General features: G+C 48.5%; 14 protein-coding genes and 2 rRNA genes. 15 read left to right on the top strand and 1 reads right to left on the bottom strand.

The genetic code is table 11. The features are described 5' to 3' along the window. Positions 1–52 precede the first annotated feature (52 nt). The 10 genes from NKT06_RS28135 to pssA all read left to right on the top strand — a co-directional run bounded on the left by NKT06_RS28135 (position 53) and on the right by pssA (position 13317). A 23S ribosomal RNA gene (locus NKT06_RS28135) occupies positions 53–2979 on the top strand. Between the two features lie 138 nt (positions 2980–3117). After that, a 5S ribosomal RNA gene (gene rrf, locus NKT06_RS28130) occupies positions 3118–3234 on the top strand. Between the two features lie 189 nt (positions 3235–3423). After that, positions 3424–4599 (top strand): GNAT family N-acetyltransferase, encoded by a 1176-nt coding sequence (locus NKT06_RS28125; protein ID WP_253441192.1) that lies wholly within the window; start codon positions 3424–3426, stop codon positions 4597–4599. Positions 4600–5060: 461 nt separating this feature from the next. Next, positions 5061–5522 (top strand): CtsR family transcriptional regulator, encoded by a 462-nt coding sequence (locus NKT06_RS28120; protein WP_253441191.1) that lies wholly within the window; start codon positions 5061–5063, stop codon positions 5520–5522. A gap of 31 nt (positions 5523–5553) precedes the next feature. Further along, a complete protein-coding gene (gene mcsA, locus NKT06_RS28115) occupies positions 5554–6078 on the top strand; it encodes a protein-arginine kinase activator protein McsA (protein WP_253441190.1) in 525 nt (174 codons plus the stop codon). Positions 6079–6106: 28 nt separating this feature from the next. Beyond that, positions 6107–7177 (top strand): protein-arginine kinase McsB, encoded by a 1071-nt coding sequence (gene mcsB, locus NKT06_RS28110; protein ID WP_253441189.1) that lies wholly within the window; start codon positions 6107–6109, stop codon positions 7175–7177. Positions 7178–7359: 182 nt separating this feature from the next. Then, on the top strand, positions 7360–9822 hold the full coding sequence (locus tag NKT06_RS28105; protein ID WP_253441187.1) for an ATP-dependent Clp protease ATP-binding subunit: 2463 nt from the start codon (positions 7360–7362) through the stop codon (positions 9820–9822). A gap of 260 nt (positions 9823–10082) precedes the next feature. After that, a complete protein-coding gene (gene radA / locus NKT06_RS28100; RefSeq protein WP_036671578.1) occupies positions 10083–11450 on the top strand; it encodes a DNA repair protein RadA in 1368 nt (455 codons plus the stop codon). A 13-nt stretch (positions 11451–11463) separates the two neighbouring features. Continuing rightward, entirely contained in the window at positions 11464–12540 is a 1077-nt protein-coding gene (gene disA, locus NKT06_RS28095) for a DNA integrity scanning diadenylate cyclase DisA (protein ID WP_062836168.1), read from the top strand. A gap of 45 nt (positions 12541–12585) precedes the next feature. After that, positions 12586–13317 (top strand): CDP-diacylglycerol--serine O-phosphatidyltransferase, encoded by a 732-nt coding sequence (gene pssA / locus NKT06_RS28090; RefSeq protein ID WP_017692048.1) that lies wholly within the window; start codon positions 12586–12588, stop codon positions 13315–13317. Between the two features lie 126 nt (positions 13318–13443). Here pssA and NKT06_RS28085 read toward each other — a convergent pair whose 3' ends face one another. Then, a complete protein-coding gene (locus tag NKT06_RS28085) occupies positions 13444–13839 on the bottom strand; it encodes a nucleoside triphosphate pyrophosphohydrolase family protein (RefSeq protein ID WP_017692049.1) in 396 nt (131 codons plus the stop codon). Between the two features lie 173 nt (positions 13840–14012). Here NKT06_RS28085 and NKT06_RS28080 point away from each other — a divergent pair, with 173 nt between their 5' ends. The 5 genes from NKT06_RS28080 (at position 14013) to cysE (ending at position 19037) form a co-directional block, all read left to right on the top strand. After that, the gene (locus NKT06_RS28080) at positions 14013–15098 is read left to right on the top strand and encodes a PIN/TRAM domain-containing protein (RefSeq protein WP_047841132.1); all 1086 of its coding nucleotides are present in this window, start codon (positions 14013–14015) and stop codon (positions 15096–15098) included. An 82-nt stretch (positions 15099–15180) separates the two neighbouring features. Further along, positions 15181–15876 carry a 2-C-methyl-D-erythritol 4-phosphate cytidylyltransferase gene (gene ispD, locus NKT06_RS28075; RefSeq protein ID WP_253441185.1) on the top strand — a complete coding sequence of 232 codons (696 nt, stop codon included), beginning with the start codon at positions 15181–15183 and terminating at the stop codon, positions 15874–15876. Beyond that, the gene (ispF, locus tag NKT06_RS28070) at positions 15873–16349 is read left to right on the top strand and encodes a 2-C-methyl-D-erythritol 2,4-cyclodiphosphate synthase (RefSeq protein WP_253441183.1); all 477 of its coding nucleotides are present in this window, start codon (positions 15873–15875) and stop codon (positions 16347–16349) included. Before ispD ends, ispF begins: the two co-directional genes overlap by 4 nt. 33 nt (positions 16350–16382) lie before the next feature. Further along, on the top strand, positions 16383–17840 hold the full coding sequence (gltX, locus tag NKT06_RS28065) for a glutamate--tRNA ligase (protein WP_253441181.1): 1458 nt from the start codon (positions 16383–16385) through the stop codon (positions 17838–17840). Positions 17841–18377: 537 nt separating this feature from the next. Continuing rightward, on the top strand, positions 18378–19037 hold the full coding sequence (cysE, locus tag NKT06_RS28060; RefSeq protein WP_253441179.1) for a serine O-acetyltransferase: 660 nt from the start codon (positions 18378–18380) through the stop codon (positions 19035–19037). Positions 19038–19041: the final 4 nt, after the last annotated feature.

Raw genomic sequence — 19041 nt, 5'->3', positions numbered from 1 at the left:
CTTTGGACGCAGTCCAAAACAAGCGGAGTGACAGCTCGAACACGAGCGATATGGTTAAGCTACTAAGAGCACACGGAGGATGCCTAGGCGCTAGGAGCCGATGAAGGACGTGGCGAACAACGAAACTGCCTCGGGGAGCTGTAAGCAAGCTTTGATCCGGGGGTGTCCGAATGGGGAAACCCAGCTGGGGTAATTTCCAGTTACTCATAACTGAATACATAGGTTATGTAGAGGCATACCAGGGGAACTGAAACATCTAAGTACCCTGAGGAAGAGAAAACAATAGTGATTCCGTCAGTAGCGGCGAGCGAACGCGGAGAAGCCCAAACCAGAGAGCTTGCTCTTTGGGGTTGTGGGACGTCTCACATGGAGTTACAAAGGAACCGGTTAAGCGAAGAGGTCTGGAAAGGCCCGCCAAAGAAGGTAAAAGCCCTGTAGTTGAAAGTCTGTTCCCTCCGAGACGGATCCCGAGTAGTGCGGGGCACGTGAAACCCCGTATGAATCCGGCAGGACCATCTGCCAAGGCTAAATACTTCCTAGCGACCGATAGTGAAGCAGTACCGTGAGGGAAAGGTGAAAAGCACCCCGGAAGGGGAGTGAAATAGAACCTGAAACCGTGTGCTTACAAAAAGTCAGAGCCCGTTTTAGGGGTGATGGCGTGCCTTTTGTAGAATGAACCGGCGAGTTACGTTCCCGTGCAAGGTTAAGGTGAAGAGCCGGAGCCGCAGCGAAAGCGAGTCTGAATAGGGCGATGTAGTACGTGGACGTAGACCCGAAACCGGGTGATCTACCCCTGTCCAGGGTGAAGGTGCGGTAACACGCACTGGAGGCCCGAACCCACGCACGTTGAAAAGTGCGGGGATGAGGTGGGGGTAGCGGAGAAATTCCAATCGAACTCGGAGATAGCTGGTTCTCCCCGAAATAGCTTTAGGGCTAGCCTCGGAAAACAGAGTCGTGGAGGTAGAGCACTGATTGGGTGCGGGGCCCGCAAGGGTTACCAAGCTCAGTCAAACTCCGAATGCCATAGACTTACTTCCGGGAGTCAGACAGTGAGTGCTAAGATCCATTGTCAAAAGGGAAACAGCCCAGACCATCAGCTAAGGTCCCCAAGTGTGTGTTAAGTGGGAAAGGATGTGGAGTTGCACAGACAACCAGGATGTTGGCTTAGAAGCAGCCACCATTGAAAGAGTGCGTAATAGCTCACTGGTCGAGTGACTCTGCGCCGAAAATGTAACGGGGCTAAACACACCACCGAAGCTATGGCTTGATGCTTTGCATCAGGGGTAGGGGAGCGTTGTATAAGGGTTGAAGGTGTACCGTAAGGAGCGCTGGACATTATACAAGTGAGAATGCCGGTATGAGTAACGAAAAGATCAGTGAGAATCTGATCCGCCGAAAGCCTAAGGGTTCCTGAGGAAGGCTCGTCCGCTCAGGGTAAGTCGGGACCTAAGGCGAGGCCGAAAGGCGTAGTCGAAGGACAACAGGTCGAAATTCCTGTACCACCGTAAGCCGTTATGAGCAATGGGGGGACGCAGTAGGGTAGTGACGCGGACTGATGGATGTCCGTCTAAGCAGTGAGGCTGATGTGTAGGCAAATCCGCACATCATTAAGGCTGAGCTGTGATGGGGAGCGAAAATTATAGTAGCGAAGGTCATGATCTCACACTGCCAAGAAAAGCCTCTAGCCAGGTGAAGGTGCCCGTACCGCAAACCGACACAGGTAGGCGAGAAGAGTATTCTAAGGCGCGCGGAAGAACTCTCGTTAAGGAACTCGGCAAAATGACCCCGTAACTTCGGGAGAAGGGGTGCCCCGGTAGTGTGAATAGCACGAGGGGGCCGCAGTGAAAAGGCCCAAGCGACTGTTTAGCAAAAACACAGGTCTGTGCGAAGCCGTAAGGCGAAGTATACGGGCTGACGCCTGCCCGGTGCTGGAAGGTTAAGGGGAGTGGTTAGGAGCAATCCGAAGCTGTGAACCGAAGCCCCAGTAAACGGCGGCCGTAACTATAACGGTCCTAAGGTAGCGAAATTCCTTGTCAGGTAAATTCTGACCCGCACGAATGGCGTAACGACTTGGGCGCTGTCTCAACGAGAGATCCGGTGAAATTTTAATACCTGTGAAGATGCAGGTTACCCGCGACAAGACGGAAAGACCCCATGGAGCTTTACTGCAGCTTGATATTGAATTTGGGTACGATCTGTACAGGATAGGTGGGAGCCTTTGAAGCATGAGCGCCAGCTTGTGTGGAGGCAACGTTGGGATACCACCCTGATCGTATCTAGGTTCTAACCTGGTACCGTAATCCGGTGCGGGGACAGTGTCAGGTGGGCAGTTTGACTGGGGCGGTCGCCTCCTAAAGAGTAACGGAGGCGCCCAAAGGTTCCCTCAGAATGGTTGGAAATCATTCGAAGAGTGCAAAGGCATAAGGGAGCTTGACTGCGAGACCTACAAGTCGAGCAGGGACGAAAGTCGGGCTTAGTGATCCGGTGGTACCGCATGGAAGGGCCATCGCTCAACGGATAAAAGCTACCCTGGGGATAACAGGCTTATCTCCCCCAAGAGTCCACATCGACGGGGAGGTTTGGCACCTCGATGTCGGCTCATCGCATCCTGGGGCTGAAGTAGGTCCCAAGGGTTGGGCTGTTCGCCCATTAAAGCGGTACGCGAGCTGGGTTCAGAACGTCGTGAGACAGTTCGGTCCCTATCTGTCGTGGGCGTAGGAAATTTGAGAGGAGCTGTCCTTAGTACGAGAGGACCGGGATGGACGTACCGCTGGTGTACCAGTTGTTCCGCCAGGAGCACCGCTGGGTAGCTATGTACGGACGGGATAAACGCTGAAAGCATCTAAGCGTGAAGCCCCCCTCAAGATGAGATTTCCCAGTATGTAAGACCCCTTGAAGACGACGAGGTAGATAGGCTGGGGGTGGAAGTGCAGCAATGCATGGAGCTGACCAGTACTAATCGGTCGAGGGCTTATCCAATAGCAAGTGATAATTCGCATGTTTCGTTTCGAATCTAGTTTTCAGAGAACAACAACTCTGAATATGCGCTGAACCATTCATCCACACAGCCGTGTAGGACCGAATGGAACGCGAACGCATTTGTTACACAAATGCTCGTTTGGTGGCGATGGCGGAGGGGTTCCACACGTACCCATCCCGAACACGACCGTTAAGCCCTCTAGCGCCGATGGTACTTGGACCGCAGGGTCCTGGGAGAGTAGGACGCCGCCAAGCGAAGAACCACTGCCGATGTTATTCGGTGGTGGTTTTTATTTATTTATTTATTTATTTATTTTAGGGATGCGAAAGCATCTCTTATTTGACTTTGTAGGAATCCTCTGACACACTCAAAGGGGTACATATATCACATATCAGGCCAGATTTGGATTGATAATAACTCTAGCGAATGGGGTGTAGGGCGGTATGGAAATTCAAAAATTGACGGTAGATGATTTTGAACCGGCGATGGCACTCTCCGAATATGCTTTTCAAGTAGTAATGAGTGAAGAACAAAAAGAAAAACGGCGGAGTCAATTTTCGTCACAGGATATATGGGGTGTATATGAGGAAGGGCAGCTAGGAGCCAAACTTCACATTATTCCTTTTCAAACCTATATTCATGGTAGATCGTTCGAGATGGGCGGTATTGCGGGTGTAGCCACCTGGCCAGAGTATAGACGCAAAGGTTGGGTAGCGGGTCTGCTGAAGCATGCGTTGGAAGAAATGAATCGTAACAAACAAAGTATATCGTTCTTGCATCCATTCTCTTTTGGTTTCTATCGAAAGTATGGATGGGAGACGTATGTTGAATTTAAACGGTATAAAGTACCTACAGCTCATTTGCCTATGAAAAAAGCGACACCTGGAACAATTCGGCGTGGAGATCCGAGCCTCAACATATTAAAGGAAGTATACAGTGCTTATGCTGAGCGTTATAACGGAACTCTGGTTCGGGATGATGCAAGGTGGGAGAATTCAGTTTTGGTTAATGGAAGCAGCCAGAAGGCTGTATATTACGATAAAGCTGATGCAGCACAAGGTTATCTTTTATATGAGGTTAAGGAAAATAAGTTTACCATTAAAGAGATCATCTATCTGAACGAAGAGGCTAGGCAAGGACTGTGGACCTTCATTGCTAACCATGATTCCATGATCCAGGAAGTTACGTTGCAGGCACCTGCAAGTGATACGCTTGCTTTCCAATTGGATAACCCGCGGATTCAGCAGGAGATCGTACCTTATTTTATGGCGCGTATCGTTAGTGTGGAGCAGTTTATATCCCAGTATCCTTTTGCAAGCCAGGACTCACCGGTGCAGATTGTTCTACAGGTAGAGGATTCCCACGCTCCGTGGAATGAAGGAGTATGGCAATTGAACGTAGCAATGAATGGAACAGCATCCATATGGAAAACTTCGGAGCCAGTTACTGATGATCAGACTATTAAGGTAGATATTCAAGCCCTTACTGCGGTGCTGATGGGATATCGCAGACCAACGGAAATGGCACGAATGGGAAGAATTCACGGACCGAACACAGCAATCAAGGCTCTGGAACAAGCGATACCTGAACGGGAAACCTATTTACTCGATTTCTTTTGATGACTACTTCCACTGCTCGATTTAACTGGATTAGCTTATATAGAAATAAGGCGTAATTGAAAGACAAATGGACTTCTCCAGCGGTTTTGGAGAGGTTTTTTTGTGTCTGGGGAATATTTCGTGTAAAATCGTAAAAAATGAATAGTGACCCCACTTGGCAAACCCACAAAATATGCTATAATGTATATAAAGTCAAAGAAAGTCAAAGTCAACTAAAGGTTTAATACTTAAGTAGCTTTCTTTCTACAATCTGATGCATGATCGCCAATATACGGGATTCATTACATCGGAGGATCAAGGGAATATTAAAGGACCTTCGTGCTTCCTTCGCTCTCCTGTTGATACCTGTGGAAGCAAGATTCGCTGTTTTCCTGATTGGTTAAATGGGTAGAGAAGGTGTACTCTGTGGGGGCGTGTGGGTCCTTATTGACTTAACGTTTCAGACAGTGGAGGATGATTGGATGCGTAATATCTCTGATATTATCGAACGATATCTGAAGAGTATTTTGCATGAAAGTCCCGAAGGAATGGTTGAAATTCAGCGTAATGATCTGGCAGATCAGTTCTCATGTGTACCTTCCCAGATCAATTATGTCATCAGCACACGTTTTACACTCGAGAAGGGATACCTGGTAGAGAGTAAACGCGGTGGTGGTGGTTATGTTCGCATACAGCGCATTGAATTACCAGCCCATTCAGCTCTGCATAATCATTTGCACCATAGTATTGGTGATGAGATCGGGCAGACAGCTGCCGAAGGTCTGATTTATCAATTGGAAGAAGCACGTTTCTTGAGCAAGCGTGAAGCTGGGTTGATGCGAGCAGCTGTATCTAGAGAGGTTATATTGGTCAAACTTCCTTACCGGGATCAAATTCGTGCCAGAATGTTAAAGGCGATGTTAATATCTTTGCTCGGTAAATGAAAACTATCGGGGTCAAAGGAGGTACATCATTATGCTGTGCCAAGAATGTAATAAACGTCCGGCGACACTACATTTTACGAAGATTGTAAATGGAGAGAAGACGGAATTCCATATTTGTGAGTCATGTGCCCGCGAAAAAGGGGAAATGATTCCTGGAACAGCAGGTGGGTTTTCCATTCACAACTTGTTGTCCGGGTTGCTTGATTTTGATCCAGCCGGCAAAAGTGGATCGGCAGGAACACCACCTGCAAAAGCACTTCAGTGTGAAGAGTGTGGTATGACGTACGCACAATTCAGCAAGATAGGCCGATTTGGCTGCAGTTCATGTTATAAATATTTTGACAGCCGTCTGGACCCTTTGTTCAAGCGGGTTCATGGTAGTACGTCCCATGTAGGCAAAGTGCCTGCACGAGCTGGTGGTCGCATTAAGGTGAAACGGCAAATCGCTGATCTGAAGCGTGAGCTCCAGGAGAGCATCGCCCAAGAGGAATTTGAAGAGGCGGCTCAGATCCGTGACCAGATCAGAGGACTTGAAAAAGGAATAGCTCAGGAGTAAAGTTTGTCATGAGTAGGAGGGATGCGTAATGCCTAATCTGCGCTTTACAGAGAAGGCGCTCAGCGACTGGATGCGCAGTGATGCGGCTGATTCCGAAATCGTCATTAGCAGCCGTGTCCGGATTGCGCGCAACCTTCAGCATGTTCCGTTTCCGATGCTGGCTTCTAATGAGCAATCGGAAGAGGTGCTGAATAAGCTGAGCGAAGTACTTCAATACGATGACGTTCATGCCTTTGGGGATTTTCATACTTTGGATCTGATCGATATTGACGAACTCGACAAACGGGTGCTGGTGGAGAAACATCTCATCAGTCCAAGTCTTGCGAATGAATCCAGGAATGGTGCGGTTATTCTCAGTGAGGATGAGTCTGTCAGTATTATGATTAATGAAGAAGATCATCTTCGTATCCAGTGCCTCTATCCGGGGTTCCAGGTGAAAGAAGCCTGGGAGAAAGCTTCCGCAATAGATGATGCTTTTGAAGCGCACGTGGATTATGCTTTTGATGATCGCAGAGGATACTTAACCAGCTGTCCTACTAATGTAGGTACAGGTGTCAGAGCATCTGTCATGATGCACCTGCCTGCCTTGGTGATGACGCAGCAGATTGGCCGTATTTTAACCGCAGTTTCCCAAGTGGGATTGACTGTAAGAGGGATATACGGTGAAGGCAGCGAAGCTATGGGTAACCTGTTCCAGATCTCGAATCAGATTACACTGGGGCAGACCGAACAGGAAGTCATTGAGAACCTGCATGGTGTTGTTTTACAGATGATTGGTCATGAACGTACAGCCAGAGAACGGTTAATTACCGACTCCAGACTTCGAATTACGGATCGTGTCATGCGTTCTTACGGCATATTGTCTCATGCAGCTATTGTAGATTCCAAGGAAGCTGCACAACGCTTATCGGATGTACGCCTTGGCGTGGATCTCGGCTTGTTGGATGGACTGTCTATCACGGTAATGAATGAGTTGAATGTGATGACACAGCCGGGATTTTTGCAGAAAACATATGGCGAAGATATGCGGACAGATGAACGTGACATCTATCGTGCTCAGTTGATTCGTGATACGATCAATGCAGCGAAGCAGCCCTAGCTTAGCCTGATATTGTATTGAATTATGGTTTCATGCCGCATTGCGGCTTTTATATAATAAGGCATGTACGAATGCCGAATGACTTTATTCGCAGCACGGCTGCAAACAAAAATGATATGAAGAATACGACGGGGATGGTTTGGAACCCTCGTTTTATCCAAAACCATGGAGGTGCAGGAGATATGATGTTTGGAAGATTTACGGAACGGGCCCAAAAGGTGCTCGCACTCGCGCAGGAAGAAGCTGTCCGTCTCGGTCATAATAACATCGGTACTGAGCATATTTTGCTCGGCCTCATTCGTGAAGGCGAAGGCATCGCAGCCAAAGCACTGATCGGCCTGGGACTCGGATTGGAAAAAATTCAGGATGAAGTAGAAACGCTGATTGGCCGCGGCCAAGAGCAACCTACCAACATTGCATATACGCCACGTGCGAAAAAAGTAATTGAACTGTCTATGGATGAAGCTCGTAAATTGGGCCATACCTATGTAGGCACAGAGCATATCCTGCTCGGATTGATTCGTGAAGGCGAGGGTGTTGCAGCACGTGTGCTCAATAACCTGGGTATCAGCCTGAACAAAGCACGTCAACAAGTGTTACAGTTGCTTGGCAGCAGTGAAGCTGTATCCAGCCATAATGGAACACCTGCCAATGTCAGCACACCAACACTGGACAGTCTGGCACGTGACCTCACGGCATACGCCAGAGAGAATAACCTTGACCCAGTCATTGGGCGTAGCAAAGAAATTGAGCGTGTCATTCAGGTGCTCAGCCGTCGTACCAAGAACAACCCCGTATTGATCGGTGAGCCAGGTGTAGGTAAAACAGCGATTGCTGAAGGACTTGCACAAAAAATCATTGCGAATGAGATTCCGGAAACATTGCGTGACAAACGTGTAATGACTCTGGACATGGGTTCAGTAGTTGCTGGAACCAAATATCGTGGTGAGTTCGAAGATCGTCTGAAAAAAATCATGGATGAGATTCGCCAAGCAGGTAACATTGTCCTGTTCATTGACGAATTGCATACCTTGATTGGCGCAGGCGGAGCTGAAGGTGCCATCGATGCTTCTAATATTTTGAAACCGGCTCTGGCCCGTGGAGAATTGCAATGTATCGGTGCGACAACACTGGATGAATATCGCAAATACATCGAGAAGGATGCAGCGCTTGAGCGTCGTTTCCAACCGATTACTGTAGATCAGCCTTCTCCGGAAGAAGCGATTCAAATTTTGCACGGCTTGCGTGACCGTTATGAGGCGCATCACCGCGTGAAAATTACGGATGAAGCGATTGTGCAGGCGGTTAAGCTGTCTGACCGTTACATCACAGACCGTTTCCTGCCAGACAAAGCGATTGACCTGATTGACGAGGCGGGTTCCAAAGTAAGATTGAACTCTTACACGATCCCACCAAACCTGAAACAACTGGAAAGCCGTCTGGAAGATATTCGCAAGGAAAAAGACGCTGCAGTTCAAAGCCAGGAGTTCGAAAAAGCAGCCGCTCTGCGTGATACGGAACAAAAAATCCGTGAAGAGCTGGATGTAACGAAGAATCAATGGAAAGAAAAACAAGGTCGCACGGATTCCGAAGTAACACCTGAGGATATCGCACAAGTGGTAGCCAACTGGACAGGAATTCCGGTGAACAAGCTGAAAGAAGAAGAGACGCAGCGCCTGATGAATCTGGAATCGATTCTGCATGAACGTGTTATCGGCCAGGATGAGGCTGTGAAGTCGGTCAGTCGTGCGGTTCGTCGTGCACGTGCTGGATTGAAAGATCCAAAACGTCCGATGGGTTCATTTATCTTCCTCGGTCCTACAGGGGTAGGTAAAACAGAACTTGCTCGTGCTCTGGCTGAAGCGATGTTTGGCGATGAAAATGCAGTAATCCGTATTGATATGTCCGAATATGGTGAGAAGCATTCGACTTCCCGACTCGTCGGAGCGCCTCCAGGATATGTTGGATATGAAGAAGGTGGCCAGCTGACAGAGAAAGTTCGTCGCAAACCATATTCCGTTGTCCTGCTCGATGAAATCGAGAAAGCACATCCGGAAGTATTCAATATCTTGCTGCAAGTGCTTGAGGATGGTCGTCTAACGGATTCCAAAGGTCGCGTTGTTGACTTCCGGAATACGCTGATTATCCTGACATCCAACGTGGGTGCTGAAGCGATCAAACGTAACTCTACACTGGGCTTCACAGCAGTTGTGGATGCAGGTGCGGATTATGATAACATGAAGGGTAAAGTCATGGATGAGCTGAAGAAAAGCTTCCGTCCAGAGTTCCTTAACCGGATTGATGAAATTATCGTATTCCACTCTCTGGAACAGAAACACATTGCAGAGATTGTTACCCTCATGAGTGAAGAGCTTCGCAAACGACTGCGTGAATACGAGGTTGACTTCGAACTCACCGACAATGCCAAGGATTTCCTGGCCAAAGCCGGCTTCGATCCAGCTTACGGTGCGCGTCCGCTTCGTCGGGCGATTCAGAAGCATATCGAGGACAAATTGTCTGAAGAGCTGCTTACAGGTAACGTAACCAAGGGCGATTCATTACTCATTGACGAAGAGAACGGAGCACTGTCTGTAACGAAAAAAGACGTGATTGTTCCTTCTAATGAGGAAATCGAAACCAAATAATATGTAGCAAGCTATGGAGATGAACTTCAGCTTGTATTGATTCATAATCCTTCTCGGCTTCGGCCGGGGAGGATTTTTTGCATTTTGGACAGAAGACGGACATGATTATGTCAGGAACATGTGTAAAGTTTGCGATAATCCTTTACGAAAAATCTCAAACAATGGTAAACTTTTAGTAACCCTGCACGTCAGGGAGTTTGGGCAAAATTCGTCGAATAATGCAAAATGCTGTTATAAAACTAAATTATAGGAGTGCTGAAGTGGCCAAAGTTAAAACCAAGTTTCAATGTACGGAATGCGGCTATGAAGCCCCCAAGTGGTACGGCAAGTGTCCGGGTTGTCAGTCATGGAATTCAATGGTGGAAGAAACAGAGACGGTGGTCAAAACACAAGGGAGAAATTCTCCTCTGTTTGACAGTAAAGATAAACCGCTTCCTATCATAGATATAGATAGCGGTCAGGAACCGCGTGTACAGACTGGAATCGGAGAGTTGAACCGGGTATTGGGTGGCGGAATCGTTCCAGGTTCACTCGTTCTGGTGGGTGGAGACCCAGGTATCGGTAAATCAACGTTGATGTTGCAGACGTCCCATGCTTTGACGCATTCGGGTCTACGTGTGTTATATGTTTCAGGTGAGGAATCAGTCAAGCAAACCAAATTGCGGGCGGATCGTCTCGGGGCACTCTCTGCCGAGTTGTATGTGCTGTGTGAAACCAATATGGAACGTGTAGAGGAAGCGGTGGATCAGATCCAGCCGCATTTTCTTGTCATCGACTCCATTCAGACGGTGTATCTTCCCGAAGTTACCAGTGCGCCAGGTAGTGTAGCACAGGTAAGGGAATGTACGTCAAGGTTCATGCGGATTGCCAAAGGCAGAGGCATTGCAACGGTTCTTGTGGGGCATGTTACCAAAGAAGGTGCCATTGCCGGTCCACGTATGTTAGAACATATGGTGGATTGCGTGCTTTATTTTGAAGGCGAACGCCATCATACGTATCGCCTGCTGCGTGCGGTGAAGAACCGTTTTGGTTCCACCAATGAGATTGGCATTTTTGAAATGGGCGAGGATGGACTTCGTGAGGTGGGCAACCCGTCTGAACTGTTTTTGTCGGAACGCCCACTGGGTGTAGCGGGTTCTACGGTAGTTGCCAGTATGGAGGGCACACGTCCTCTGCTCGTGGAATTGCAGGCGTTGATCTCGACCACCCATTTCCCTTCTCCACGCCGTATGGCAACAGGGGTAGACCTGCATCGATTAAATCTGATCATTGCAGTGCTGGAGAAGCGGATGGGCATGTTTTTACAAACCCAGGATGCATATCTTAACGTGGCTGGTGGAGTAAGGCTCGATGAGCCCGCGGTAGATTTGGCGGTTGCGGTCAGCATTGCATCCAGCTTGAGAGATGTACCGACCAAGCCGGATGACGTCATCTTTGGCGAGATCGGTCTCACAGGTGAAGTTCGAGCCGTATCACGAGCCGAACAACGAGTGAAGGAAGCCGCGAAGCTGGGCTTCAAGCGTGTCATTTTACCAGAAAAAAGCTTAAAGGGCTGGAAACATCCTCGCGGGATACAACTGATCGGTGTGAATACCGTGGCAGATGCACTAGCGGTTGCTTTAGATTAGGGGGCATAACAAGATGAAAGATTCGAGCCAACTGGATAATATGAATGAATTATTAAGGCTGATCGCACCAGGTACACCTTTCCGCGAAGGTCTGGAAAATGTGCTGCGCGCCAAGACGGGCGCACTGCTTGTTGTAGGATACAGCCCTGAAGTCATGGAAGTGGTGGATGGGGGATTCTCGATTAACTGTGATTTCTCCCCCAACTATCTGTACGAACTCGCCAAGATGGATGGTGCCATCATTCTTAGCGAAGATCTGAAGCGTATTCTTTACGCCAATACCCAGTTAATCCCGGACTCTTCGATCTCTTCATCAGAGACGGGGATTCGTCACCGGACGGCAGAGCGTGTAGCAAAGCAAACGGGTAAATTGGTCGTATCCATATCACAGCGCCGGAATATCATTACCTTGTATCAGGGAACACTTCGTTATTCCCTCAAGGAAATCGGGGTTATTTTGACCAAAGCGAATCAAGCGATTCAAACCCTGGAGAAATACAAAGCTGTATTAACACAGTCCCTTACAAATCTGAGCGCCTCTGAATTTGAGGAACTGGTGACGATTCCTGAAGTGGTTAATGTGATTCAGCGTACCGAAATGGTGATGCGGATCAAAACGGAGATCAAACGATACATTCATGAACTCGGGAATGAGGGACGACTCATTTCCATGCAAATGGAAGAGCTTGTGGGTACAACGGAAGAAGAAGCCTGGTTGCTGTATAAAGACTATGCCCGTGACGACAGTGATGACAAAATCCGTGAAATTATCGTGGGACTGAAAAGATTGTCGGACGATGAATTGCTGGATGCACACCATATTGTCCGTCTGCTCGGTTATCCTTCATCAGCGGCCACTTCAGAGGATTCGGTTGCACCTCGTGGATTCCGGGTATTAAATAAGATCCCCCGCCTGCCCAATGTCATTATCCATAACCTGGTGGATCAATTCGAACAATTGCCTCATGTTATTATGGCTACAATTGAAGAACTGGACGAAGTGGACGGTATTGGTGAAGTTCGTGCCCGGACCATTAAGGAAGGCCTCAAACGTTTGCAGGAGCAGATGTTTATCGACAGGCAGATGTAAGGGTTTGCCTATATAAAGGCTTGAAATGGATGAGGTGAAACAACGATGCTAACCAGATTCATTCCGAATCTCTTTACCCTGGGTAATCTGTTTCTTGGAATGATGGCAATTTTGCTTGCGATTGATGGAAATTACAGTTTGGCTGCCATTATGGTCATTGTAGCGATGCTGCTGGATGGTCTGGATGGCAGAGTGGCACGTGCACTCAATGCCCAAAGCGAATTCGGCAAAGAACTGGATTCCTTGTCTGATATGGTTTCCTTTGGTGCAGCACCAGCCCTGATCATATTTATGGTGTCGTTTCAAGATTCGATGCCGATTCTCGCCTGGATCGCAACAGCGGCTTTTCCGATCTGTGGAGCCATTCGTCTTGCCCGGTTTAATGTTCGTCCGGGAATCCCCGGGTACTTCACAGGTTTGCCGATTCCGGCAGCCGGCGGAGTGTTGGCCACATTGTCCTTGTTTAACAAGGATATCGGTCCGGTCAGCATGATGATTGCTACGTTGCTGTTATCATACCTGATGGTGAGTTCGCTTAAGTATCCCAATTTCAAAAAGGTTGGTTTGCCGCGTAAGGCAATCTGGATTGCCCCATGGGTTGTGTTATTTGCGATAGCCGTAGCCGTGATTTTCCCGGAGCAGTTATCCAAATTGATTTTTATTCCGCTGGTGTTATACGCCTTGTATGGGATGAAGCATAACGTGCGAACAGCGGCCTCGCGTAGTCGGGCGAAAAAGCGCAAGGATGAGAAATCTTCACGTCCTTCCGATCGTTAAGTAACATTGGTGACAGACAATATACAAAGAAAGCACGTACTCTCCTGAACTGGAGAATGCGTGCTTTTTGTTTATTCAGATCTATTTACGGTAAAAGAAACCCTTGCGAACGACATACATATCTTCTTACGACAGATTAAACATCCCTAACGTTGAACACTTCTGTGATTCGTGATTTACGACCTCTTCCATGTTAATGTCCAGCAGATTGCAGAGAGCCGACATGTAGAACAGGTTCCGCCCTAGCTCAGAGCTAATGACCTCTCTGCAGTTCTCACACAACTCACCCTCCACATGCGTTTCCAGCAAACCCTTGGTTTGAGCGATGTCGCTCTCCGGGGCATATTTCTGCTTGGTGGCGTGCAGCTCGATGCAGCCGCATTCGGTAATGGCTTTGGACACGGCACGGTTAACAGACGCTCCGGCTTGTCCCGTTTTGGACAGTACATCAATCAGGCTGCGATGACGCAGCAACAGTTCAGAAACTTGATCCTGGAAAGCCTGTAAACTTAGCGTACTCATTTTGCCACTCACCTCGGGATATGAATTGAATTCATTATATGCCAATAATTTACCTACTTTCAACTGACGATTGCAACATTTCCAAAAAGTTCTTCCGGAAGGGATTAGCAATTCAGGAATTGGATCATACTGGATATCAAGATCAAGATACATTGAAGGAGGTGCAGGGACTAATGTGGAAAAAAGGCATTTTAACTTTTACAGGATTGTGCGGTGCATGGTTCGGCTACACGGCATATCATCTGGCAGGAAAATCGGTCCCATGGATGGCGGAGTGGATTCAGTCCGCAGGATTACTGGGAGCTGGTATATCGACGCTGCTGGGAGCTGTAATGTTTATGGCTGTATGTAATATTGGTGGAACATTGATGGCAGACAGGCTGCATAGTGGAATCGATTCATTGGCAAAAGTACCTATGAACGAACTGGCTGCAGGTGCCGCAGGTACCGTTGCTGGGTTGCTGGTGGCCTTATTGCTCTACCCTGTTGTGGGATGGATGGGAACGGCAGGAGAAGTGCTGCAAGTGGCGCTAACGGTGATTAGTGCTTATTCCGGCTACACCCTTGCCATGGCGAAGAAAGACGATCTGGGGGCCTTCTGGATGTCTGGGCGATGGGGTCATCCCGAGGTGGACGAGGATAGACGGATGGAAGAACATAAAATTCTGGATACCAGTGTTATTATCGATGGGCGTATCGCTGACATATGCAAAACCGGATTTATTGAAGGTACGATCGTAATCCCGGAATTTGTTCTGGAGGAGCTGCAGCATATTGCCGATTCATCGGATCTGCTCAAGCGGAACAGAGGACGGCGTGGACTGGACATTTTGAACAAAATCCAGAAGGAACTCGATGTAAAAGTCCTCATCTACGAAGGGGATTTCGAGGAAATTTCCGAGGTGGACAGCAAACTTGTCAAACTGGCTAAAGTGCTTCAGGGCAAAGTGGTCACCAATGACTTTAACCTAAACAAAGTGTGCGAACTCCAGGGTGTATCTGTGTTAAACATTAATGATCTCGCCAATGCGGTGAAGCCGGTTGTTCTGCCAGGTGAGGAGATCATGGTGCAGATCATCAAGGATGGCAAGGAGCATGGTCAAGGTGTAGCCTATCTGGATGATGGCACAATGATCGTTGTGGAGGGCGGACGCGAGTATATTGGCATGATGATGGAAGTGTTGGTAACCAGTGTGTTGCAGACTTCAGCGGGACGAATGATTTTTGCCAAGCCTAAACTGTTGGAAAAAGCCCAATAAAGCGGTATGATGGGTAGTGTATCGTTGAATGATATTGTATATCTTTGGACGATAAACTGACAGACAAGGCAGGGATTGCGGCATGGATAAAGGGTGGGGCGTTGTCATTGTGGCAGCAGGTCGCGGAACCCGGATGGGGACGACCGAGAGCAAACAGTTTCTGTTGCTGCAGGACAAGCCCGTTTTCATACATACGCTTGAGGTATTTGCTGCGCTGGACGAGATCCGCGAGATGGTGCTGGTCACAGGAGCTGCAGATGTTGAACGCTGCCAGGATTGGGTAAAAGAATACCAACTGGATTCACGTGTCCGTGTTATCCCCGGAGGGAAAGAGAGACAACATTCTGTCCATAAAGGCCTTGAGGCACTTGGGACGGATTGGGTTCTCGTTCACGACGGGGTACGTCCTTTTGTGAACCATGAGCAGATCAAGGGATGCATGGCGGCTGCCACATCCAGTGGTGGAGCTGCTGTACTGGCGGTTCCCGTGAAGGATACGATCAAACAAGTGAATGCGGAGGGAGTCGTTACGGCGACACCAGATCGTAGCAGTCTGTGGAGCATTCAAACCCCGCAGGCTTTTCGTCTTTCTTCCCTGCTCTCCGCCTACGAATCAGCCGAGCAGGACGGATTTCTGGGAACAGATGACGCCATGCTGGCTGAACGTCAGGGTATGTCGGTCAAGGTTGTGGAAGGCAATTATACGAATATCAAATTAACAACGCCGGAAGATTTGCAATACGCTGCGTTTTTGCTGGGGGGAGAGAAGAAGCGATGATACGTGTAGGACAGGGATTTGATGTTCATCAGCTGGTAGAGGGACGACCGTGTATTATTGGCGGAGTAACGATTCCTTATGAAAAAGGACTGCTGGGTCACTCGGACGCAGACGTGCTGTTGCACGCGATTAGTGATGCCATTTTGGGTGCGCTGGCACTCGGGGATATTGGCAAGCACTTCCCGGATACTGATCCGGAATTCAAGGATGCCGACAGCCTGAAATTGCTGGAGCATGTATGGCAGCTTGTGAAGGATCGCGGATATAAGCTGGGAAATATCGATTCAACGATTATTGCCCAGAAGCCGAAGATGGCTCCTTACATCCCACAGATGGCTGAGTTGATTGCCAAGGCACTGGAAGCGGATGTAACACAGGTGAACGTGAAAGCAACAACAACAGAGCAACTGGGATTCCCGGGACGGGGAGAGGGCATTGCCGCTCAATCCGTTGTTTGCCTTGTTCGTGTGTGATATCATCAATTAATTCGTGACGGAGGGGATCATATGAGCACGGAAATTCGTGTGCGTTACGCGCCGAGCCCAACAGGACACCTGCATATCGGGAATGCCCGTACGGCGCTGTTTAACTATCTATATGCCAAACATAATAACGGTAAATTCATTATTCGTATTGAAGATACGGACGTAAAACGGAATATTGCCGGTGGTGAAGAAAGCCAGCTGAAATACCTGAAATGGCTCGGAATCGAGTGGGATGAAAGTATTGATGTGGGCGGAGAATACGGACCATACCGTCAAACGGAACGTCTGGACCTCTATCGTAAATATACGCAGGAATTGCTGGATAAAGGTCTGGCGTACCCTTGCTTCTGCACGGAAGAAGAATTGGAGCAAGAGCGCGAGGAGCAGTCAGCACGTGGAGAAACGCCGCGTTATTCGGGCAAGCACCGTGATCTGACTCCAGAGCAGATTAGTGCGTTTGAAGCGGAAGGCCGCGTAGCGAGTATTCGTTTCCGGGTGCCGGAAGAGCGGATATATACGTTTGATGACATGGTTAAAGGTACAATCTCGTTCAACAGCAAGGAATCCGGTGACTTCGTCATTGTGAAAAAAGACGGCATTCCCACTTACAACTATGCTGTTGCTGTGGATGATCACTTGATGAAGATCTCCCACGTCCTGCGTGGGGAAGATCACATCTCGAACACGCCACGTCAACTGATGATCTATGAAGCGCTTGGCTGGGAGCCGCCGCAATTCGGTCATATGACGCTGATCGTGAATGAAAATCACAAGAAGCTGAGTAAACGGGATGAATCCGTTATTCAGTTTATTGAGCAGTATGATCAGCTCGGCTATTTGCCTGAAGCGATGTTTAACTTCATTTCCCTGCTCGGCTGGTCGCCGGAAGGGGAGGAAGAGATCTTCTCGCAAGAGCAACTGATCTCCATTTTTGATACGAAACGTCTGTCCAAGAGCCCGGCGGTATTTGATACGCACAAGCTGGCTCACTTGAACAACCACTATATCAAACATGCTGACCCGGAACGGATTGCCGAAATGGCCATTCCGCATCTGCAAAAGGCTGGACTTATTTCTTCCGAGCTGTCTGCTGAACAAAAAGAATGGGCTTATACGCTCGTACATCTCTATCAGGAACAGATGAATGCCGCATCCGATATCGTAGAATTGTCGGAAGTGTTCTTCCGTTCGGAGATTGAGTTGGAAACTGAAGGTGCCGCAGTTCTCGCTGAAGAGCAAGTGCCGACCGTGCTGAAGGCATTTGCGGATAAAGTGCAGGCAAGTGAAGAGTTCACGCCAAGCAAAATGGCTGCATTGATCAAGGAAGTACAGAAAGAAACGGGCTTTAAGGGCAAACAGCTCTTTATGCCAATTCGTGTAGCCTTGACTGGACAGACGCATGGACGGGATCTGAATCAAACGATCGTGCTTCTGGGTCGTGATACGGTGATCGAACGATTGCTCGCGCAAGTAAAATAAGATTATTCGAGGGCATTCCGTTTATTCGGAATCTCAACACAGTCCTATGATGTATGGATTACGTAGGAGGCTGTTGTCAGTCTGAGGCCTTTTCGCTATAATAACAACACAACGAATAATTGATATGATTTATCTAATAGAACAGCAAAGATCGGGAGGAGTAGACTGACCCGGACAGATTCAGAGAGGATGGTCCCGCAGCAAAGAAAGATTTCTTTGGTTGCGGTGGCTGTGAACCATCCGCTGTCCATTAGTCGAAATGCGCCCGTGAGCTGCACAGCCGAATCCAGCCCCGCCTTTGTCGATCATGACATGGGAAAACGTTAGGATAGGTTGTGACGATTGGTTTCCGTTACCAAACCGCTTGAGGGCTCATTCTATTTAAGAATGGACCGAGCAGAGTGGGACCGCGATAAACGCCTCTGCAGCTAAATGCTGCAGAGGCGTTTTTTGTTTAGGCGAGTGTGCAGTACACTACCAAGGAACGCGCCGTCCGGTAAGCCGGAGGACGAGAACCTGAACAAGAGGGGAACGAGCATGTTCAAGAAGATCAGATCAGATATCCAGGCGGTGTTTGAAAACGATCCGGCGGCCCGAGGTTGGTTTGAAGTGGTACTAACCTACTCAGGGCTGCATGCGATATGGGCACACCGGATGGCTCATTTTTTATACAAGCGAAGATGGTTCTCGGTGGCCAGGTTCATTTCGCAGGTTAGCCGTTTTATGACAGGGATTGAGATACATCCTGGAGCTACGATCGGGAATCGGTTGTTTATTGACCATGGAATGGGCGTCGTTATTGGAGAAACATGTGAGATTGGCGATGATGTTGTTATCTATCAGGGGGTTACGCTTGGCGGAACAGGGAAAGAAAAAGGAAAGAGACATCCGACCATTGGTAATAATGTGGTTATCTCATCCGGAGCAAAGGTGCTGGGTTCATTTAGCGTGGGGGATCAATGCAACATTGGTGCGAACTCCGTTGTGCTTAAGGAGGTCCCTTCCAATAGTACCGTGGTAGGTATACCGGGCAGAATTGTTAAACAGGATGGCCGACGGGTAGATCGCCTCAGTCAACAATTGCCCGATCCGGTCGTTGACTCCTTGCGTAGTATGCAAAAAGAACTTGAACGATTGCAGGAAGAAGTACGTACACTGCAGAATGCCCGCGCAAATGAGACTGTGCATGATACGTGATACA

Origin of the sequence: Paenibacillus sp. 1781tsa1, assembly GCF_024159265.1 — a bacterium.
Taxonomy (GTDB): Bacteria; Bacillota; Bacilli; order Paenibacillales; family Paenibacillaceae; genus Paenibacillus.
The sequence above is the reverse complement of the archived record's forward strand: the minus strand, read 5'-3'. Positions and strand labels throughout refer to the sequence as shown.

Bases quoted from the DNA above. Each gene is read 5' to 3' on its own strand.
- NKT06_RS28125 (WP_253441192.1), top strand. From the start codon at position 3,424: ATGGAAATTCAAAAATTGACGGTAGATGATTTTGAACCGGCGATGGCA.
- NKT06_RS28120 (WP_253441191.1), top strand. From the start codon at position 5,061: ATGCGTAATATCTCTGATATTATCGAACGATATCTGAAGAGTATTTTG.
- mcsA (WP_253441190.1), top strand. From the start codon at position 5,554: ATGCTGTGCCAAGAATGTAATAAACGTCCGGCGACACTACATTTTACG.
- mcsB (WP_253441189.1), top strand. From the start codon at position 6,107: ATGCCTAATCTGCGCTTTACAGAGAAGGCGCTCAGCGACTGGATGCGC.
- NKT06_RS28105 (WP_253441187.1), top strand. From the start codon at position 7,360: ATGATGTTTGGAAGATTTACGGAACGGGCCCAAAAGGTGCTCGCACTC.
- disA (WP_062836168.1), top strand. From the start codon at position 11,464: ATGAAAGATTCGAGCCAACTGGATAATATGAATGAATTATTAAGGCTG.
- pssA (WP_017692048.1), top strand. From the start codon at position 12,586: ATGCTAACCAGATTCATTCCGAATCTCTTTACCCTGGGTAATCTGTTT.
- NKT06_RS28085 (WP_017692049.1), bottom strand. From the start codon at position 13,839: ATGAGTACGCTAAGTTTACAGGCTTTCCAGGATCAAGTTTCTGAACTG.
- NKT06_RS28080 (WP_047841132.1), top strand. From the start codon at position 14,013: ATGTGGAAAAAAGGCATTTTAACTTTTACAGGATTGTGCGGTGCATGG.
- ispD (WP_253441185.1), top strand. From the start codon at position 15,181: ATGGATAAAGGGTGGGGCGTTGTCATTGTGGCAGCAGGTCGCGGAACC.
- ispF (WP_253441183.1), top strand. From the start codon at position 15,873: ATGATACGTGTAGGACAGGGATTTGATGTTCATCAGCTGGTAGAGGGA.
- gltX (WP_253441181.1), top strand. From the start codon at position 16,383: ATGAGCACGGAAATTCGTGTGCGTTACGCGCCGAGCCCAACAGGACAC.
- cysE (WP_253441179.1), top strand. From the start codon at position 18,378: ATGTTCAAGAAGATCAGATCAGATATCCAGGCGGTGTTTGAAAACGAT.